Source organism: Anatilimnocola aggregata (genome assembly GCF_007747655.1).
In the GTDB taxonomy this organism is placed as follows: domain Bacteria; phylum Planctomycetota; class Planctomycetia; order Pirellulales; family Pirellulaceae; genus Anatilimnocola; species Anatilimnocola aggregata.
Window position 1 is genome coordinate 4,960,207 of record NZ_CP036274.1, and the last position, 13,022, is coordinate 4,973,228.

At 58.2% G+C, this 13,022-nt stretch carries 14 protein-coding genes; 4 read left to right on the top strand and 10 right to left on the bottom strand.

Features of this window, described 5'->3' with window-relative positions; genetic code table 11:
- Window positions 1–51: 51 nt before the first annotated feature.
- Window positions 52–1,302 (bottom strand): hypothetical protein, encoded by a 1,251-nt coding sequence (locus tag ETAA8_RS18460; RefSeq protein WP_145091521.1) that lies wholly within the window; start codon window positions 1,300–1,302, stop codon window positions 52–54.
- Window positions 1,303–1,552: 250 nt separating this feature from the next.
- Between ETAA8_RS18460 and ETAA8_RS18465 the strand changes: the two genes are divergently transcribed.
- Together ETAA8_RS18465 and ETAA8_RS18470 are read left to right on the top strand one after the other, a co-directional pair.
- Window positions 1,553–2,485 carry a DNA integrity scanning protein DisA nucleotide-binding domain protein gene (locus ETAA8_RS18465; protein ID WP_202921070.1) on the top strand — a complete coding sequence of 311 codons (933 nt, stop codon included), beginning with the start codon at window positions 1,553–1,555 and terminating at the stop codon, window positions 2,483–2,485.
- Window positions 2,486–2,491: 6 nt separating this feature from the next.
- Window positions 2,492–2,965 carry a GNAT family N-acetyltransferase gene (locus tag ETAA8_RS18470; RefSeq protein WP_145091527.1) on the top strand — a complete coding sequence of 158 codons (474 nt, stop codon included), beginning with the start codon at window positions 2,492–2,494 and terminating at the stop codon, window positions 2,963–2,965.
- Between the two features lie 9 nt (window positions 2,966–2,974).
- On the opposite strand, the gene ETAA8_RS18475 is transcribed toward ETAA8_RS18470, so the two are convergent.
- From ETAA8_RS18475 to ETAA8_RS18505, 7 genes are all read right to left on the bottom strand, one after another.
- Window positions 2,975–3,649, bottom strand: coding sequence for an NAD(P)H-hydrate epimerase (locus ETAA8_RS18475; protein ID WP_145091530.1), 675 nt, complete (start codon window positions 3,647–3,649; stop codon window positions 2,975–2,977).
- A gap of 23 nt (window positions 3,650–3,672) precedes the next feature.
- Window positions 3,673–4,551, bottom strand: a complete 879-nt coding sequence (prmC, locus tag ETAA8_RS18480; RefSeq protein ID WP_145091533.1) for a peptide chain release factor N(5)-glutamine methyltransferase — start codon at window positions 4,549–4,551, stop codon at window positions 3,673–3,675.
- A 79-nt stretch (window positions 4,552–4,630) separates the two neighbouring features.
- Window positions 4,631–5,704, bottom strand: coding sequence for a peptide chain release factor 1 (gene prfA / locus ETAA8_RS18485; protein ID WP_145091536.1), 1,074 nt, complete (start codon window positions 5,702–5,704; stop codon window positions 4,631–4,633).
- Window positions 5,705–5,879: 175 nt separating this feature from the next.
- Entirely contained in the window at window positions 5,880–6,140 is a 261-nt protein-coding gene (gene rpmE, locus ETAA8_RS18490; RefSeq protein WP_145091538.1) for a 50S ribosomal protein L31, read from the bottom strand.
- Between the two features lie 325 nt (window positions 6,141–6,465).
- A complete protein-coding gene (locus tag ETAA8_RS35615) occupies window positions 6,466–6,840 on the bottom strand; it encodes an RNA recognition motif domain-containing protein (protein ID WP_145091541.1) in 375 nt (124 codons plus the stop codon).
- A gap of 267 nt (window positions 6,841–7,107) precedes the next feature.
- On the bottom strand, window positions 7,108–8,676 hold the full coding sequence (locus tag ETAA8_RS18500) for an amidase (protein WP_145091544.1): 1,569 nt from the start codon (window positions 8,674–8,676) through the stop codon (window positions 7,108–7,110).
- A gap of 4 nt (window positions 8,677–8,680) precedes the next feature.
- A complete protein-coding gene (locus ETAA8_RS18505) occupies window positions 8,681–10,021 on the bottom strand; it encodes a leucine-rich repeat domain-containing protein (protein WP_202921072.1) in 1,341 nt (446 codons plus the stop codon).
- Window positions 10,022–10,967: 946 nt separating this feature from the next.
- Between ETAA8_RS18505 and ETAA8_RS18510 the strand changes: the two genes are divergently transcribed.
- Window positions 10,968–11,159: a DUF6800 family protein gene (locus ETAA8_RS18510; RefSeq protein ID WP_145091551.1), complete on the top strand. Its 192-nt coding sequence runs from the start codon at window positions 10,968–10,970 to the stop codon at window positions 11,157–11,159.
- A gap of 132 nt (window positions 11,160–11,291) precedes the next feature.
- Window positions 11,292–11,465 carry a hypothetical protein gene (locus ETAA8_RS34730; RefSeq protein WP_202921073.1) on the top strand — a complete coding sequence of 58 codons (174 nt, stop codon included), beginning with the start codon at window positions 11,292–11,294 and terminating at the stop codon, window positions 11,463–11,465.
- On the opposite strand, the gene ETAA8_RS18515 is transcribed toward ETAA8_RS34730, so the two are convergent.
- Together ETAA8_RS18515 and nth are read right to left on the bottom strand one after the other, a co-directional pair.
- The gene (locus tag ETAA8_RS18515) at window positions 11,437–12,135 is read right to left on the bottom strand and encodes a DedA family protein (protein ID WP_202921074.1); all 699 of its coding nucleotides are present in this window, start codon (window positions 12,133–12,135) and stop codon (window positions 11,437–11,439) included. The genes ETAA8_RS34730 and ETAA8_RS18515 overlap by 29 nt on opposite strands.
- Window positions 12,136–12,279: 144 nt before the next feature.
- Complete coding sequence (gene nth, locus ETAA8_RS18520; RefSeq protein ID WP_145091554.1) at window positions 12,280–12,957, bottom strand: endonuclease III; 678 nt, start codon at window positions 12,955–12,957, stop codon at window positions 12,280–12,282.
- Between the last annotated feature and the right edge of the window lie 65 nt (window positions 12,958–13,022).

The following is a 13,022-nucleotide window of genomic DNA, read 5'->3' on the forward strand; positions in this document are numbered from 1 at the left end:
TCGGCAGGTGGTGAAGTGCGGTTCAGGCCTAGGTATAGAACCGGCTGCCAGTTAGGACAAGCTCACAATGGGCCCACGGAAAAAGCCGCTCGCTGCCGGTGCCTGATAGCGGATATTGAGGGCCGCGGCAGAGATCGATTCCTTCTTCTCGTGAGCAGCGCGGCAGGCAAAATCCAGGATGGTCGAAGTCAGCAGTGTGCGCTCGACCGGGTATTGAGGCACTCCGCTTGCCAAAAAGCGTTCGATGTGCCACGTCAGTGGATTGAAGAACGCGGCCCCCGGCGGCGCGGGCAAATAGAAGCAGGACGAAACGGGCTCTTTCGAACCCTGCAGCGTGCCGGCAAAGGCAAACTCCGAAACTTGTTCGATGATGTTGATTGCCGCGCCCCGGGTGCCATCGTTGTATTCGATGAGAATCGCCTGCGGGTGCCGAACATTTTCGCGAATCGGGCCGACATTCATGCTCGCACAGCGCCGTACGGCAGTCTGGAGCAGATCCCACGACCAGCGGCCAGCATCGCCGGCCTTCCAGACGTCGGCACCTTCCAGCCAGGTCACTTTCTTCACACCCGTTTCGCCACCAGCTCGGCGTTCGAGCATGCATTGCAAAGTTTCGAGCGCATGAAAGAAGTAGATCTCCGGCACTCCCCGGTCGAACCCGAAGACGCACAGGCCGTCGGTGAACTTGGTCCCTAGTGGCGGCTCGATTTCCGGCATCCGCCAAGTCACCGGCAGCGACGAGCCAGCCATCAGGCCGAACTTCATGTCCTGCGCGGTGGCCACCATGGCGGCGGCCTGTTCGTGGTCGTAGCTCAGGTGCTTATCGACAAATACCGGCACGCTGCGGCCTGCCTTACGAAACGCTTTCACAATCTCGGTGAAATACTTGTAGCGTGGATAAAGCATCTGCTGGCGCTCATTCACGGGATAGTCACCGTGTTCGATGATTAGCACCACGCCATCAATGTCGAGCTTGTCGCTACTCAGCAACGTCTCTTCGACCGTCTCGCACAGTTTAATGCCATGTTCCTGGCAAAAGCTGCGGCTCAGGTCTCCCTCCGGGTACTGGTCGTTGAACATCCGCACCACTTCGACGTTGGGCTGATGGTGAAAGCCATCGACGGGATAACCGTGGACCAGGCGACCCACGATGTGATAAGCGTGGGAGCGAAGGCGAAAGATCGAGTTAATCGCCGCCACGCGCAGTCGCCGGGCAGGTTTGCCAGCTGGCAATTGCCCCTCCGCTGCTTTGGGCGCGGCCACTTGTCCGGCCGCGGCGCCGGCGAGAGAGGTTCCGGCCATCGCAGCTGACGAAATTGTCAGAAACCGGCGGCGCGAAAAATCGGAACGAGGCTCGGGAGACGAGGCATTTGGCTGCATAATCGTTTCTTTCGGTAAAAGTTCGCCGTAGCGTAGCCGTCGCGGCAGAAAGGTTCAACAAAATCCCGCTGAAACCGACTTGCCGCGGTTGCTCTTTCGGGCGGTGTTGCTTACGATTCCGCCGTCCCTCTTGCCTGTCCCCTCTTCACGCCGCGCCCCGACTGCTCACTGCATGAAGCCCGTCAAATTCGACGATCAACTGGCTGGATTTCTGACTCTGGCAGCTAATCTCTGCCAAGAGCAGAACGCATCGGCAGTGCTGGTGCTGCTGCCCGGGCCGACCGATTGGGATGCGCTTAAGGAAGTGCTCGACGGCCGCAAGATTGTAATTACGGCCGATAAAGCAGAAGAAGTTGAAGGGGCCGCCGAAGCGGGCCTGCAGACCATACTGCTCGATATGTCGGAAGCGCCGGTCTTCGAGCGCCTGACTCAGGCCCTGCTGACCGGCGTGGCGCGCGAAATCCTCGCCCCCGGGGCTGGCGTGGTTGTGGCCTACTCAGGCTTCGATTCCGCGATGATCGATTCCATCAGTTTCATTCGTCTGGACGAGCATCTCGGCCGGCTGACCGCCCGCGACCTTCGTCAGCTGGAGACAAGTGTCCCCCTCGATACGCTCAAGGTCGTGGTCGATCTGGCTGTTGAAATTGGTCGCGAGGGGCGCGAAGGGAAAGCGGTCGGCACGATGTTCGTCGTCGGCGATACGCGCAAAGTGCTGCAGCACAGTCAGCCCGCTGGGTTTGACCCCGTGCGCGGCTATCCACGGGCCGAGCGCGACCTGCATGACCCGCGCGTGCGCGAGGCCATTAAAGAAGTCGCCGTGCTCGATGGCGCCTTCATCGTTTCGCCCGAAGGGCTGGTCGAAAAGGCTGCCCAACTGGTCGACGCACCGTATGCCGACCTCACGGTCTCCAAGGGGCTCGGTGCCCGCCACTGGGCTGGGGCGGCCATCAGTAAGGCGACGCACGCAATTGCGATTGTGGTCAGCCAATCGAGCGGTACCGTTCGCATTTTTCAGGTGGGCGAAGTAATGCTGCGGATTGAACCATTTCGCCAGGCCATGAAGTGGAAGGAGTTCGAATACGAACGTCCTTCCGACGGTGAGTAAAACGTCATGCAAGTACGCCTCGCCAATCTGCACGACGCCACCGATGCCCGCGCGGTCGTCGAACTGCTCGACATGTACTCTCAGGACGAATTTGGCAGCAGTGCCCCGCTCTCGCCAGCAGCCCGCGAAAACCTTATTCCCGGCCTCATCAAGCACGGCGGGGCGCGCGTTTTTTTGGCAAGCGACGACACCATCGCTCAGCAACCCATCGGCCTGGCGATCTGCCTGCTGGGTTTCTCGTCGTTTCGAGGCGCTCCGCTACTCAACATTCACGATATTGCCGTTTCGCCCGCGGCTCGCGGCCACGGTGTGGGTACAGCCCTGTTGCTGGCCTTGGAAGAAGACGCCAAATCGCTGGGTTGCTGCAAAGTGACGATGGAAGTTCGCAGCGACAATCACCGCGCTCAGGCCGTCTATCAGCGGGCCGGTTATCACGGCAGCCAGCCCGAAACCTGGTTCTGGTCGAAAAGCTTGGGATAGCGCAGTCCGTCAGGACAAGCCAAACTCCGCCAATAGGCACCGCGGCACACCGATCTCAACAACCTGAACTGCTCCCAGGTACTCGCTGGCTGCGGGATTCTCAAAACCCTTCTTGGCCGCGACGAATGTGCAGGTCTGATCTGCGCGAATAGTCGGTTCGGCAGGACGGCCGGTATCGCAATCGAGCCCACTGGGGAGATCGACGGCCAGGACTCTGGCTGACGACAAGTTCATTCGCTGAATCAGCGACGAATAGGGCGGCTTAGGATTGCCCGTGGCACCGGTCCCGAGCAGTGCATCGACAATCCATTCGGCACCCTGCAATGCTAAATCGAGATCGGCACCAGTCACCTGGCCGTTGATGATCCTAATCATCAGACGGCTCTTGGCAGCAATCTGATAATTCGCCAGCGCGTCTCCTTGTAGTTCCGCCGGATCAGCGAGCAGCAGCAGGCGAACAGCGATTCCCGCTGCATCCAAATGCCGCGCGATCACAAACCCATCGCCGCCGTTGTTTCCCTTGCCACAGCAAATGACAACTGGCCCGCGACAACCGGCGGCGAGCAACGCATTCACGCATCCCCGGCCCGCATTTTCCATCAGCACGAGGCCCGTGATGCCAAACTCGGCAATCGCCCGGCGATCGACGTCGCGCACTTGGTCGCGGCTGAGTGATTTGGTCATGCGCTACGATTTCCAATCGCGGACTACTTCCGCTTGGCTGCGACGATCCGCTTGTGTCCTGCTAGATCCTTGATGACATAGGCGGGCTCGAAGTTGCCATCGCTGGCCACGAGGTCGACCACGCGGTCGGCGATCATGGGGCTCAGTTCGAGCGCGAGTAAGCCGCCGGAGACTAATTGGGCCGCAGCTTGCGGAATCAGTTTGGCGATTAACTCGGTGCCGATGGGACCGGCTACGAGAGCGGACGTTGGTTCAAAATCTTTCACGGTTTTGTCGAGCTGCTCGAACTCGCTGTCGCTGACGTAGGGCAAGTTCGCGGCAATCGCGAAAAACTGCTCGGCCGGGTCAATCCCGCTGAGTAGATCGCCGACGCAGGTCTTGACTCGCGCATCGACCCCAAGACTCGCGGCATTCTGCCGAGCAATCTCTACGGCCGCGGGGCTCTTGTCGATGGCGAGCACGGTGCTGGACTTGGCGTGTTTGGCAATCGCAATCGCAACGATCCCACTACCGGTACCCACATCGGCCACATGATGGGGCGCGAGTTCGGGAGTGGCCTTGATGGCGTCGAGCACGGCCATCACCAGGTGCTCGGTCTCGGGGCGGGGGATGAGTGTATCGCGCGTGACGGTGAAGTTGAGCGAATAAAATTCTTTCTTGCCGACGATGTACGCCACCGGCATGCTCTGGACGCGCTGCTTGACGAACTCGCGAAACTTCGCCCGCTGCTCGTCGGTGACGACTTCGCCAAACCGCGTATAGAGTTGAATCCGCTCGCAGCCCAGGGCGTAGCCCAGCAGAACTTCCACCTCTAACCTTGGCTGTTCAATGTTCTGCTTTTTAAAGTAGTCCGCGGTCCACGTGAGCAGCCGATTGATCGTCCAGGCTTCTTCGGTGCTCATGTATTCTCATCCGTGACTGATATTAAAGCCCGATTCGGTGGGCCTCGCGATGCTCGGCTCACCCTACGGTTCGCAGAGATTAATCCAACCCACCCATCATGCTGCGGAGGGCGTTGCGGTCGTGTTCGATGAGCGCATCGGTAACGGGCTGCAAGTCGCCGTTGATGATCTGGTCGAGCTTGTAGAGTGTGAGACCGATGCGGTGGTCGGTCAGGCGATTTTCCGGGAAGTTATACGTGCGAATTCGTTCGCTGCGATCACCGCTGCCGATGAGCGACTTCCGTTCGGCGGATCGCTTAGCTTGCTCGCGTTGCTGATAGAAGTCGTACAAGCGACTCTTGAGAATGCGCATCGCTTTGGCCAGGTTTTTGTGCTGGCTCTTTTCTTCCTGCATGAAGACGGTGATGCCCGTTTCGTAGTGGGTCAGCCGAATCGCCGATTCGGTCTTATTGACGTGCTGACCACCGGGGCCGCTCGCGCAAGTCTTGTCGATGCGGTACTCGTCTGACTTCAGATCGACTTCGACGTCTTCGACTTCGGGCAGCACCGCCACGGTCGCTGCCGAGGTATGCACACGCCCTTTGGCTTCGGTCTCGGGGACTCGCTGCACGCGATGGCCACCCGATTCGTACTGCAGTTCGCGGTAACAGCCTTCGCCTTCGAAGGTGAGTATGACTTCTTTGAAGCCACCCATTTCCGTGGGCGAAGCTTCCATGATTTCCATTTTCCAGCCGCGCTTGTCGGCGTGCCGCTTGTACATCTGGAACAAGTCGTGCGCGAAGAGGGCTCCTTCGTCGCCGCCGACACCCGCGCGAATCTCCATCACGCAGCGATAGCGGTTGGCGTCGGCACCGCCAACGGTCATGTCGAGCAGTTCGCCCCACAGCTGTTCGCGATGCTCGCGAATGGAAGGGAGTTCGGCTTCGGCCAGTTCTCGTTCTTCTTCGTTCGGGCTGGTGAGCATGCGGCGCAGCTCTTCGATTTCGGCTACGAGCTGCTTGAAGCGGCGATACTTACTGGCCACTTTGGCAATCGAACCATGTTCGCGCGCGATGGCGGCGAACTTCGCTCCTTCGGCGAGGATCACCGGATCGGACATTTGGTGTTCGAGTTCTTCGAACCGGGCCAGACTTTTTTCGAGATCTTCGCGCATGACAAGCACCTACTTCAATCAGAAAGCAGGGCAAGAAAGAATCGCGGCAATTGATTGTACCGCGGAGCCAGCGGATTAGTTCGGCGCTGGCATTCCCACTTCGCCCCGACCCACAAAGACTGCTGCCGGAGTGCAGCGAGTCTGATCCATCGACACGACGGGCGGGGGCTGGTAGCTACGATTCGTCGCTGACGGGGGCTGCCTTCTTCTTGGCGGGCTTGGCCAGGCTGGCGTACGAACCGGCTTGGAACTTGTTTTGGAACTTCTCGATACGGCCGGCGGTATCGAGGAACTTCAGCTTGCCGGTGTAGAACGGGTGGCAGGCATTGCAGATGTCGATCCGCAATTCCTTCTTCGTGGCCCGGGTCTTGAACGCGTTGCCGCAGCTGCACGACACGGCGCAGTCGACGTAATTGGGGTGAATGCTGTCTTGCATGGCCGTAAGTCCTAACTGGATTTGCCGCACGCCTTTGCTGCGTGCACGAATAGCATCCGCTGGATGATTGCAGCGGAAACATACCAATATATCGGTCGCTGGCAGGGTGAACAAGTGCGGAATGAGGGCCGGACTAAACATCCGTTGCGACGTTGCGAACGAAACGCCGTTAAGGCAAGTAACAGCAGAGGTTCATACAGCGGGCGCAAAAAACAACACCCGCTGCTGAGATTCAGGAGCGGGTGTTGAAAATATTACGATAGCAGGTTCGAATTCGAAGACTCTAATCGTAGACAATTATCAGGTGCGTCGTAATGATCGCAGCTTAACGACCGCCGTAGCCACCACGGCCACCGCCGCCGCCGCCACCACCGTAGCCGCCGCCACCGCCACCTCGGCTGCCACCGCGACCGCCGCCACCGCCGCCGTAACCACCGCCACCGCCGCCGCCACGATCTTCACGTGGGCGAGCTTCGTTGACAGTCAATGGGCGACCATCGTGTTGCTGTTCGTGCAGGCCTTTGATGGCCTCACGGGCAGCGTTATCGTCAGCCATTTCGACGAAGCCGAAACCCTTGCTGCGACCAGTGTCGCGATCCTGAATCACCTGGGCGCTACGAACTTGGCCGTACGCCGAGAAAAGCTCTTCAAGCTTCTCGTTCGTTACGCCGTAACTCAGGTTCCCGACATACAACTTCATTGCCACCGCTCAACTCCTGACAAAAAACTTCCGGTCCTCGCTAACTTTCAGGACCGATGAAAGGGACCGATTCATGGTCCGCCAAACGGAACAGGCGATGGGAGCAGCTACAGATTCGACAGAACCAACGCTACAGCTTTCGTCGACCAATTGGCCAACGGCAGTTATACACCTGACCGCCAAAGAAATGCCAGCGTCATTTTGCAGAAATTTACTAAAATCTCCCCCGCCTCGGTTGACTTCCTACCATAAGCTACCTAGACACGTCTAAATAACTGCCCTTAGTTTGGGAGACACTTGTTCCAGGGCATTCATGACGGCCAGGACCACATCTTCTCGCCAGGCCGGGGCGATCACTTGTACCCCCACGGGCAGCCCAGCACTTTCCGCATCGACCGCCATTGCCTGCTGTAAGACGCGATCACGACTGAGTTTACGGGCATTCTGCTCGGTCGCTGCCACGCTCGTTACGGGAGTTACGCCAGCGGGCCAACCCAGCAGGTTGGGCAAGAATGCGTAGCTGGCGGCCGACATCAAATCGATGGCCTTGGTGTGCTGAGGTGCTGGCAAGGCATGGGGCGGAGAAATCACAGTGTCTAGCTGTTTATTTTCCAGCAGCGAACGGAATTCTTGCCGCAGCGCATCGCGCTGGCGGACGAGTTGCCAGTATTCATCGGCCGAGCGGGGTCGCGCCGCCTGAATCAGCCGGCTGAGATAACCTTGCCCCAGCATTTTCAACGTGCCCACAACCGCCGCGCGCGAGACTCTGCTCAAACCGCCAACTGTGAGCATTCGGCTGATGCGCCAATCGAGTTGACTGCTTGCGGCGATTCGCCGCAGGTCGGCGCAACCGTCGGCTTCAATCAGACCAATATAGAGATCGAGAATCTCTTCGCCGCGCGGGAAGTGTAGTTCTTCAATCGTGGCTCCCGCATTGGCAAGCGAATCTGCTGCCGCTCTGGTCGCGCGCTGAAGGGCCGGCGAAGGACTGAGATAGCCGTCATCGAGCCACAGCCCGATGCGCAGCTTGCCGATGTCGACTGCGCGATAGTCGCGCCAAGGCCAAGGGACAATTTCGGGCAACGCCTGGTCATCGGAATAATCCGCCAGCACGCGCATGGCCAGATCCAAATCGGCGACCTGCCGCCCCAGTGGCCCGACGGAACTTCGCATTCCTTCGAAGCCCCGAAAATTGCTCTGAGTGCCGGCGTTGGGCAAGCGTCTTGCCGTCGGCATCAGTCCAGCAATACCGCAAAAGTGTGCGGGCAGTCGAATGCTGCCGCCCAGATCGTTGGCAAGTCCCAGCGCCGATCCACGCGCTGCGATGATGGCCGCTTCCCCACCGCTGCTGCCGCCGCAAGTACGAGCGAGATTCCAAGGATTGTTCGTGCGTCCATAGACCGGATTGTCGCACTCGTGCATTGCCATCAACTGTGGAACATTCGTCTTACCCAGCACGATTGCGCCTGCGCGCTGCAGCCGCTGCACAAGCGGACCGGTTTCGGTCGAGACCTCGTGTTGCAGTGTCGACAGGCCGATGCTCGCCGTAGAGCCGGCGAAGTAAAAGCAATCCTTCACCGTGATCGGCACGCCGGCGAGCGGTCCAAGCGTTTCGCCCCGCGCGAGTCGTTCGTCGATGGAAGTGGCTTCGCTGAGGGCCTGCTCGAAGCGTTGCCAGGTGAAGGCGTTGAGCTGCGGATTCACTGCCTGGCAGCGAGTTACAAAGGCCTGGCAGACGTCCTGGGCCGAGATCGATTTCGCCGCGATGCGCCGGGCGATTTCCGCGGCGCTCCAGTCGATCATCTCGCCAGTGATTTCGCCCGTCGCTGAAGACACGGGCTTAGCGGTCAATCTTCGTCAGCCCCGGTACGGCCTGTTGCAACTCGGCAATGCCGTCGTCCGAGATGCCGGCCACGAAGGTGACCACCAGATGCTTCAAGTTCTTCAGTCCGTGCAGTTCTGCCAGACCAGCATCGGTAATCATCGTATTGCCTAAGTGCAGGTACTCCAAATTCTCAAGCTCCTTGATGCTCGCGAGTCCCATGTCGGTGACTTCGGTCTTATCGAGATTCAGCCGCTTGAGATTCTTCAACTGACCAACGGCTGGCATGTCGGCATCGGTGAAGCTGGTCTGCCACAAGTTCAAATCGACCAGCGCAGGCAATTGAGTGATCGCTTCGAAATTTTTGCCCACGCCGATGACCGATTCCGACAGATCGAGTTCTTTCAGCTTCTTCAGCGGTACCAAATGCTGCATGCCGTCGTTCTTCACGGCCGTTTCGCGCAGGCCCAGGATCTCGAGGTTTACAATCGTGCCGACCGACTTCAGCCCGTCACTCTTCACGTTGACGCAGCCGTACAAGTCGAGTTCTTTCAGGTTCGGGTGCCCTTCGAGATGGACGAGGCCGTCTTTGCTGACCGAAGTTTGCACCAGTCCGAGAACCTTCAGTTTCTTGAGCTTGCCAATGTGCTCCATCACGCGGTCATCGAGGTTGCTGCGGCCATAGAGCTTGAGCATTTCGAGATTCTCGAGGCCGGCAAGGGGGGCGGCCCCTTCGGAAGTGACCAGGTTGCAGTCGGTCAGGTCAAGCGCGACCAATTGTTTCATCCCGCCGATTGCCTTGAGGCAGTCGTTGTCGAATGCCGTCTGGGGGGCGCGAATCTTCTTCAGCGTTTTGCTTTTGGCGAGGGTGACGTAAGCATCAGCGCGAAAATCGGTCTTCTTCAGGTCAAGTTCTTCCAGCTTAGGAATTTCGATCAAGATCGCAGCGTCTTCATTCTTGACGTCGCTCTGTTCCAGGCGAATGACTTTTAAGCTGGGGTGCCCTTTGAGGTGGGCCAGCCCTTCGCCGGTAATGCCCCGAACTTCGGCCGAGAGCACGGTCACGTGGGGCAACTTTGCCAGGTGTTTCAGATCGTCGTTGTTCCCTTGCGTAAGGGCGACTTCGCCGACATTGCCAGCCTTGTCCATTTTCAAGGTCGCACCGGCCGCTTTGAGGGCATCGATCGCAGCTGGGTCATCCTTGGCTGCTGCAGTTGCGCCGGGAGTTTCAATTTCCGGTGTTTGGGGGCCACCGTTGGCCGGTTGCTTGGGTTCGGGGGTCGGGCAGCCCGTTAGCAGGAAAGCCGAACCCACGCTCCACACGAGCATTGCCACCACCGCCAGATTTGCCCTACTCATCGCCCGCTTCATGATGACACCCAGATCCAAATCGTGATCGAAGCCTGCCCGCAAAATCGCCCGCAGCCCAACTAGACAGAGTACCCCGATCCACCCGCCGCGCGAAGTGCCGCCAACACAGTCGCGGGGAGTCCTCAGCCTAGCATTACCAGCGAAGTTCTGGCTCAAACAATTCCCTCCCGCCTTTGACCGAACTAGTCACGCGGACTGCATCTAATGTTTGCAGGGTGTTCATTTTCAATTCCGCAGTACGTGCATGCGATTTACGCAAATACTCGCGCATTAGTCCATCGCAAGTGCCAAGTTATCGATTGACATTCGAGGCCCGAGTGGGCACTTATCAACGGCGGCAAGTGCTTCGCAAAAAGTCTTTGACCGTGAACATGGATTGGAATTTGGTCGTGCAAACAGGAAATTGAATTTGGAAATTTCCGTTATGTCGGGAAAGGTTGGGTGGACCTATTTCGTTACCAGGCAAGCAATTCGGCGAGATGTGTTCTGATTGCGCAAGTTGTGGATTATGGAAATTTATGGCAGCCATCGTCATGCGGGGCGAGTCGCAGTTGGGCGGCGCTGAGCTGACTGCGTCTTTGCCGTTAACGGGCCCCTGACGGTCCACTGGACCGTTGCCGCAACGGCAGGGAGACGTCGGGTAGTTTTTCAACAAACAGGATGAAAACCACACCCTGCAATTACGACGCAAGTTGTTGCTCGCGAGTCACTTGCCGTCAGCCCCCAGACCAGACCCGTGTTGAAAAATGGCCCTTTCGGCCATTGTTGGGGTCGAGAGGTCGAATCGCGGCTGCAAATTGGCTCCCACTTAGGCCGCTTTGGGAGCCACGACGCGTTGACGAGATAGCAAACATCTGGTACAAGATTTGATTCGCCAAAAAGATTGATTCTGGCGCGGACAAGACAACAAGCGGCAATTAAAAAGGCAGCAAGCATGGGTGGCACGATCCATCGGATGAAGGAACTTCGGCAACGTCGGCATCGCAAGAAAAAGCTGGCCGTGCTCAAGCGTCGGGCGGCTAAGGCCAGCCCTTCGGAGAAGGCAGTTCTGGCTGCGAAGCTGCGCCGCATGACTCCGGGTGCCGAAGTGATCATTGCGACCATGGGCCTGGAAGAAAAGCGCTAAGCTGATTGGCAATGATTGCTGGGCAGAAACTGCCGCAGTGTGATTTGCCAGTTTGTCTGCCTCGCGCGGCAGTTAGTTGCCGCGCTCAAGGGACTACCCGTAGCCAAGGTTTCTCTCGCTAGGACTTTATCGATGGCCGCCCATCAGACGCCGACTCACGACGATCACTTTGACGAATCGGAAAGCAACCAGCACCTGGCCGACGATTCGGAAGCCTGGAATGGCGTGACAGGACTACTGCTGTTCATTGTCTCGATTGGCCTGTCGCTGGCCATGCTCACGCTTTATCTTTCGCGCAATCCGTAGTCGGCACGGCCGGGACTTCCATCTTCGCCACGCGGGGCGCGAAGTAGCGGTGGCGAATGAATTCGACGATCGCAGGCAATATCGAGACAAAGATAATTGCCAGGACGACCACCTCGAAATTCTTGCTGACCCATTCGATGCGGCCAAACCAGTAGCCCGCAAAGGTCATACTCAGGACCCAAAAGATTCCGCCTGCGACGTTGTAGATTAAGAAGCGGCGATAATCCATTTGCCCCACGCCGGCGACGAACGGGGCGAACGTTCGCACGATCGGAACAAAGCGGGCGATGACGATGGTCTTTGGTCCGTAGGTCGCAAAGAACTCTTGTGTCTTTTCTAAGTGCTTGGGATTGAGCCAGCGCGAGAGTTTGCCGCTGAGAACCTTCGGCCCCAAGTAGCGACCAATGTGGTAGTTCACCGTGTCGCCCAGAACCGCGGCGATGGAAAGCAACAGGCAGACGATGCCGACGTTCAGTCCTGAGTCTGGGTTGGCTGCAATGGCACCGGCGGCAAACAGCAAGGAGTCGCCCGGCAGGAACGGCATAATGACGAGGCCGGTTTCGACGAAGATGATGGCGAACAGAATACCATAAGTCCACACGCCATAGTCGGCTGTGATTTTGATCAGTTCATCATCAATATGTAAGAAGAAGTCGATGATCTGCTGCACGACTGCGATCCTATTCGGTTGACTGCCAACGGTCCAAAGTTGCGCGTCCCGCGCTGGCCCACCGCAGTATAGGTTTTTCTCATGATCGTCCCCAGGCGAATCAGCCCGCACAATCGGCACGGATGGCACAATTGCGGCAGAACATCATTCTTCCTTTTTCGCGCCGATCTGTTCGACGCCAACCTGCGGACAAAACTTGAGCATCAGGCAGTCGTTGCACAACGGTTTGCGAGCCTTGCAGATGCGGCGGCCGTGGTGGATTAACCGATGCGAGAAATCGATCCAATCTTTCTTTGGCACGATTGGCATCAGATCTTTTTCGATCTTCACGGCGTCTTGGTTGGTAGTCAGGCCCAAGCGATTGGTCAGTCGCGTGACGTGGGTATCGACGACGATGCCCGACGGAATGCCGAATGACGTGCCCAGGACAACGTTGGCGGTCTTGCGCCCGACGCCGGGGAGTTGCACCAGTTCTTCGAGCGTACGCGGAACTTCGCCGCCGTGTTTCTCGGCCAACTGCTGACAACAGCCCTTGATGTTCTTCGCCTTCATCCGAAAGAAGCCGGCGCTTTGAATAGCTTTCTCCAGCTTGGCGATGGGCAAATCGACGATCGCCTGCGGCGTGGAACACTGAGCGAACAGTCCCTTGGTCACAATGTTCACGCGCTCGTCGGTACATTGAGCCGAGAGGATCGTCGCGATGAGGAGTTGGAATGGGCTATCGTGAACGAGTGCGCATTCGGCGTTGGGATATCCCTGCGCAAGGGCCTTCACCACTTTGGCGGCCTGGCGTTTGGTTTGGGCGACGGGGGGCGGAGTCATAAATGGCCAGCAGTTTTCGACGAAGCAGATTCAGCGCAGGTAAGGCAAACTTTAGTTGACCATCA

What these genes read in the sequence shown, in the direction of transcription:
- ETAA8_RS18460 (WP_145091521.1), bottom strand. Translation starts at nt 1,302, where the DNA reads ATGGCCGGAACCTCTCTCGCCGGCGCCGCGGCCGGACAAGTGGCCGCG.
- ETAA8_RS18465 (WP_202921070.1), top strand. Translation starts at nt 1,553, where the DNA reads ATGAAGCCCGTCAAATTCGACGATCAACTGGCTGGATTTCTGACTCTG.
- ETAA8_RS18470 (WP_145091527.1), top strand. Translation starts at nt 2,492, where the DNA reads ATGCAAGTACGCCTCGCCAATCTGCACGACGCCACCGATGCCCGCGCG.
- ETAA8_RS18475 (WP_145091530.1), bottom strand. Translation starts at nt 3,649, where the DNA reads ATGACCAAATCACTCAGCCGCGACCAAGTGCGCGACGTCGATCGCCGG.
- prmC (WP_145091533.1), bottom strand. Translation starts at nt 4,551, where the DNA reads ATGAGCACCGAAGAAGCCTGGACGATCAATCGGCTGCTCACGTGGACC.
- prfA (WP_145091536.1), bottom strand. Translation starts at nt 5,704, where the DNA reads ATGCGCGAAGATCTCGAAAAAAGTCTGGCCCGGTTCGAAGAACTCGAA.
- rpmE (WP_145091538.1), bottom strand. Translation starts at nt 6,140, where the DNA reads ATGCAAGACAGCATTCACCCCAATTACGTCGACTGCGCCGTGTCGTGC.
- ETAA8_RS35615 (WP_145091541.1), bottom strand. Translation starts at nt 6,840, where the DNA reads ATGAAGTTGTATGTCGGGAACCTGAGTTACGGCGTAACGAACGAGAAG.
- ETAA8_RS18505 (WP_202921072.1), bottom strand. Translation starts at nt 10,021, where the DNA reads ATGAGTAGGGCAAATCTGGCGGTGGTGGCAATGCTCGTGTGGAGCGTG.
- ETAA8_RS18510 (WP_145091551.1), top strand. Translation starts at nt 10,968, where the DNA reads ATGGGTGGCACGATCCATCGGATGAAGGAACTTCGGCAACGTCGGCAT.
- ETAA8_RS34730 (WP_202921073.1), top strand. Translation starts at nt 11,292, where the DNA reads ATGGCCGCCCATCAGACGCCGACTCACGACGATCACTTTGACGAATCG.
- nth (WP_145091554.1), bottom strand. Translation starts at nt 12,957, where the DNA reads ATGACTCCGCCCCCCGTCGCCCAAACCAAACGCCAGGCCGCCAAAGTG.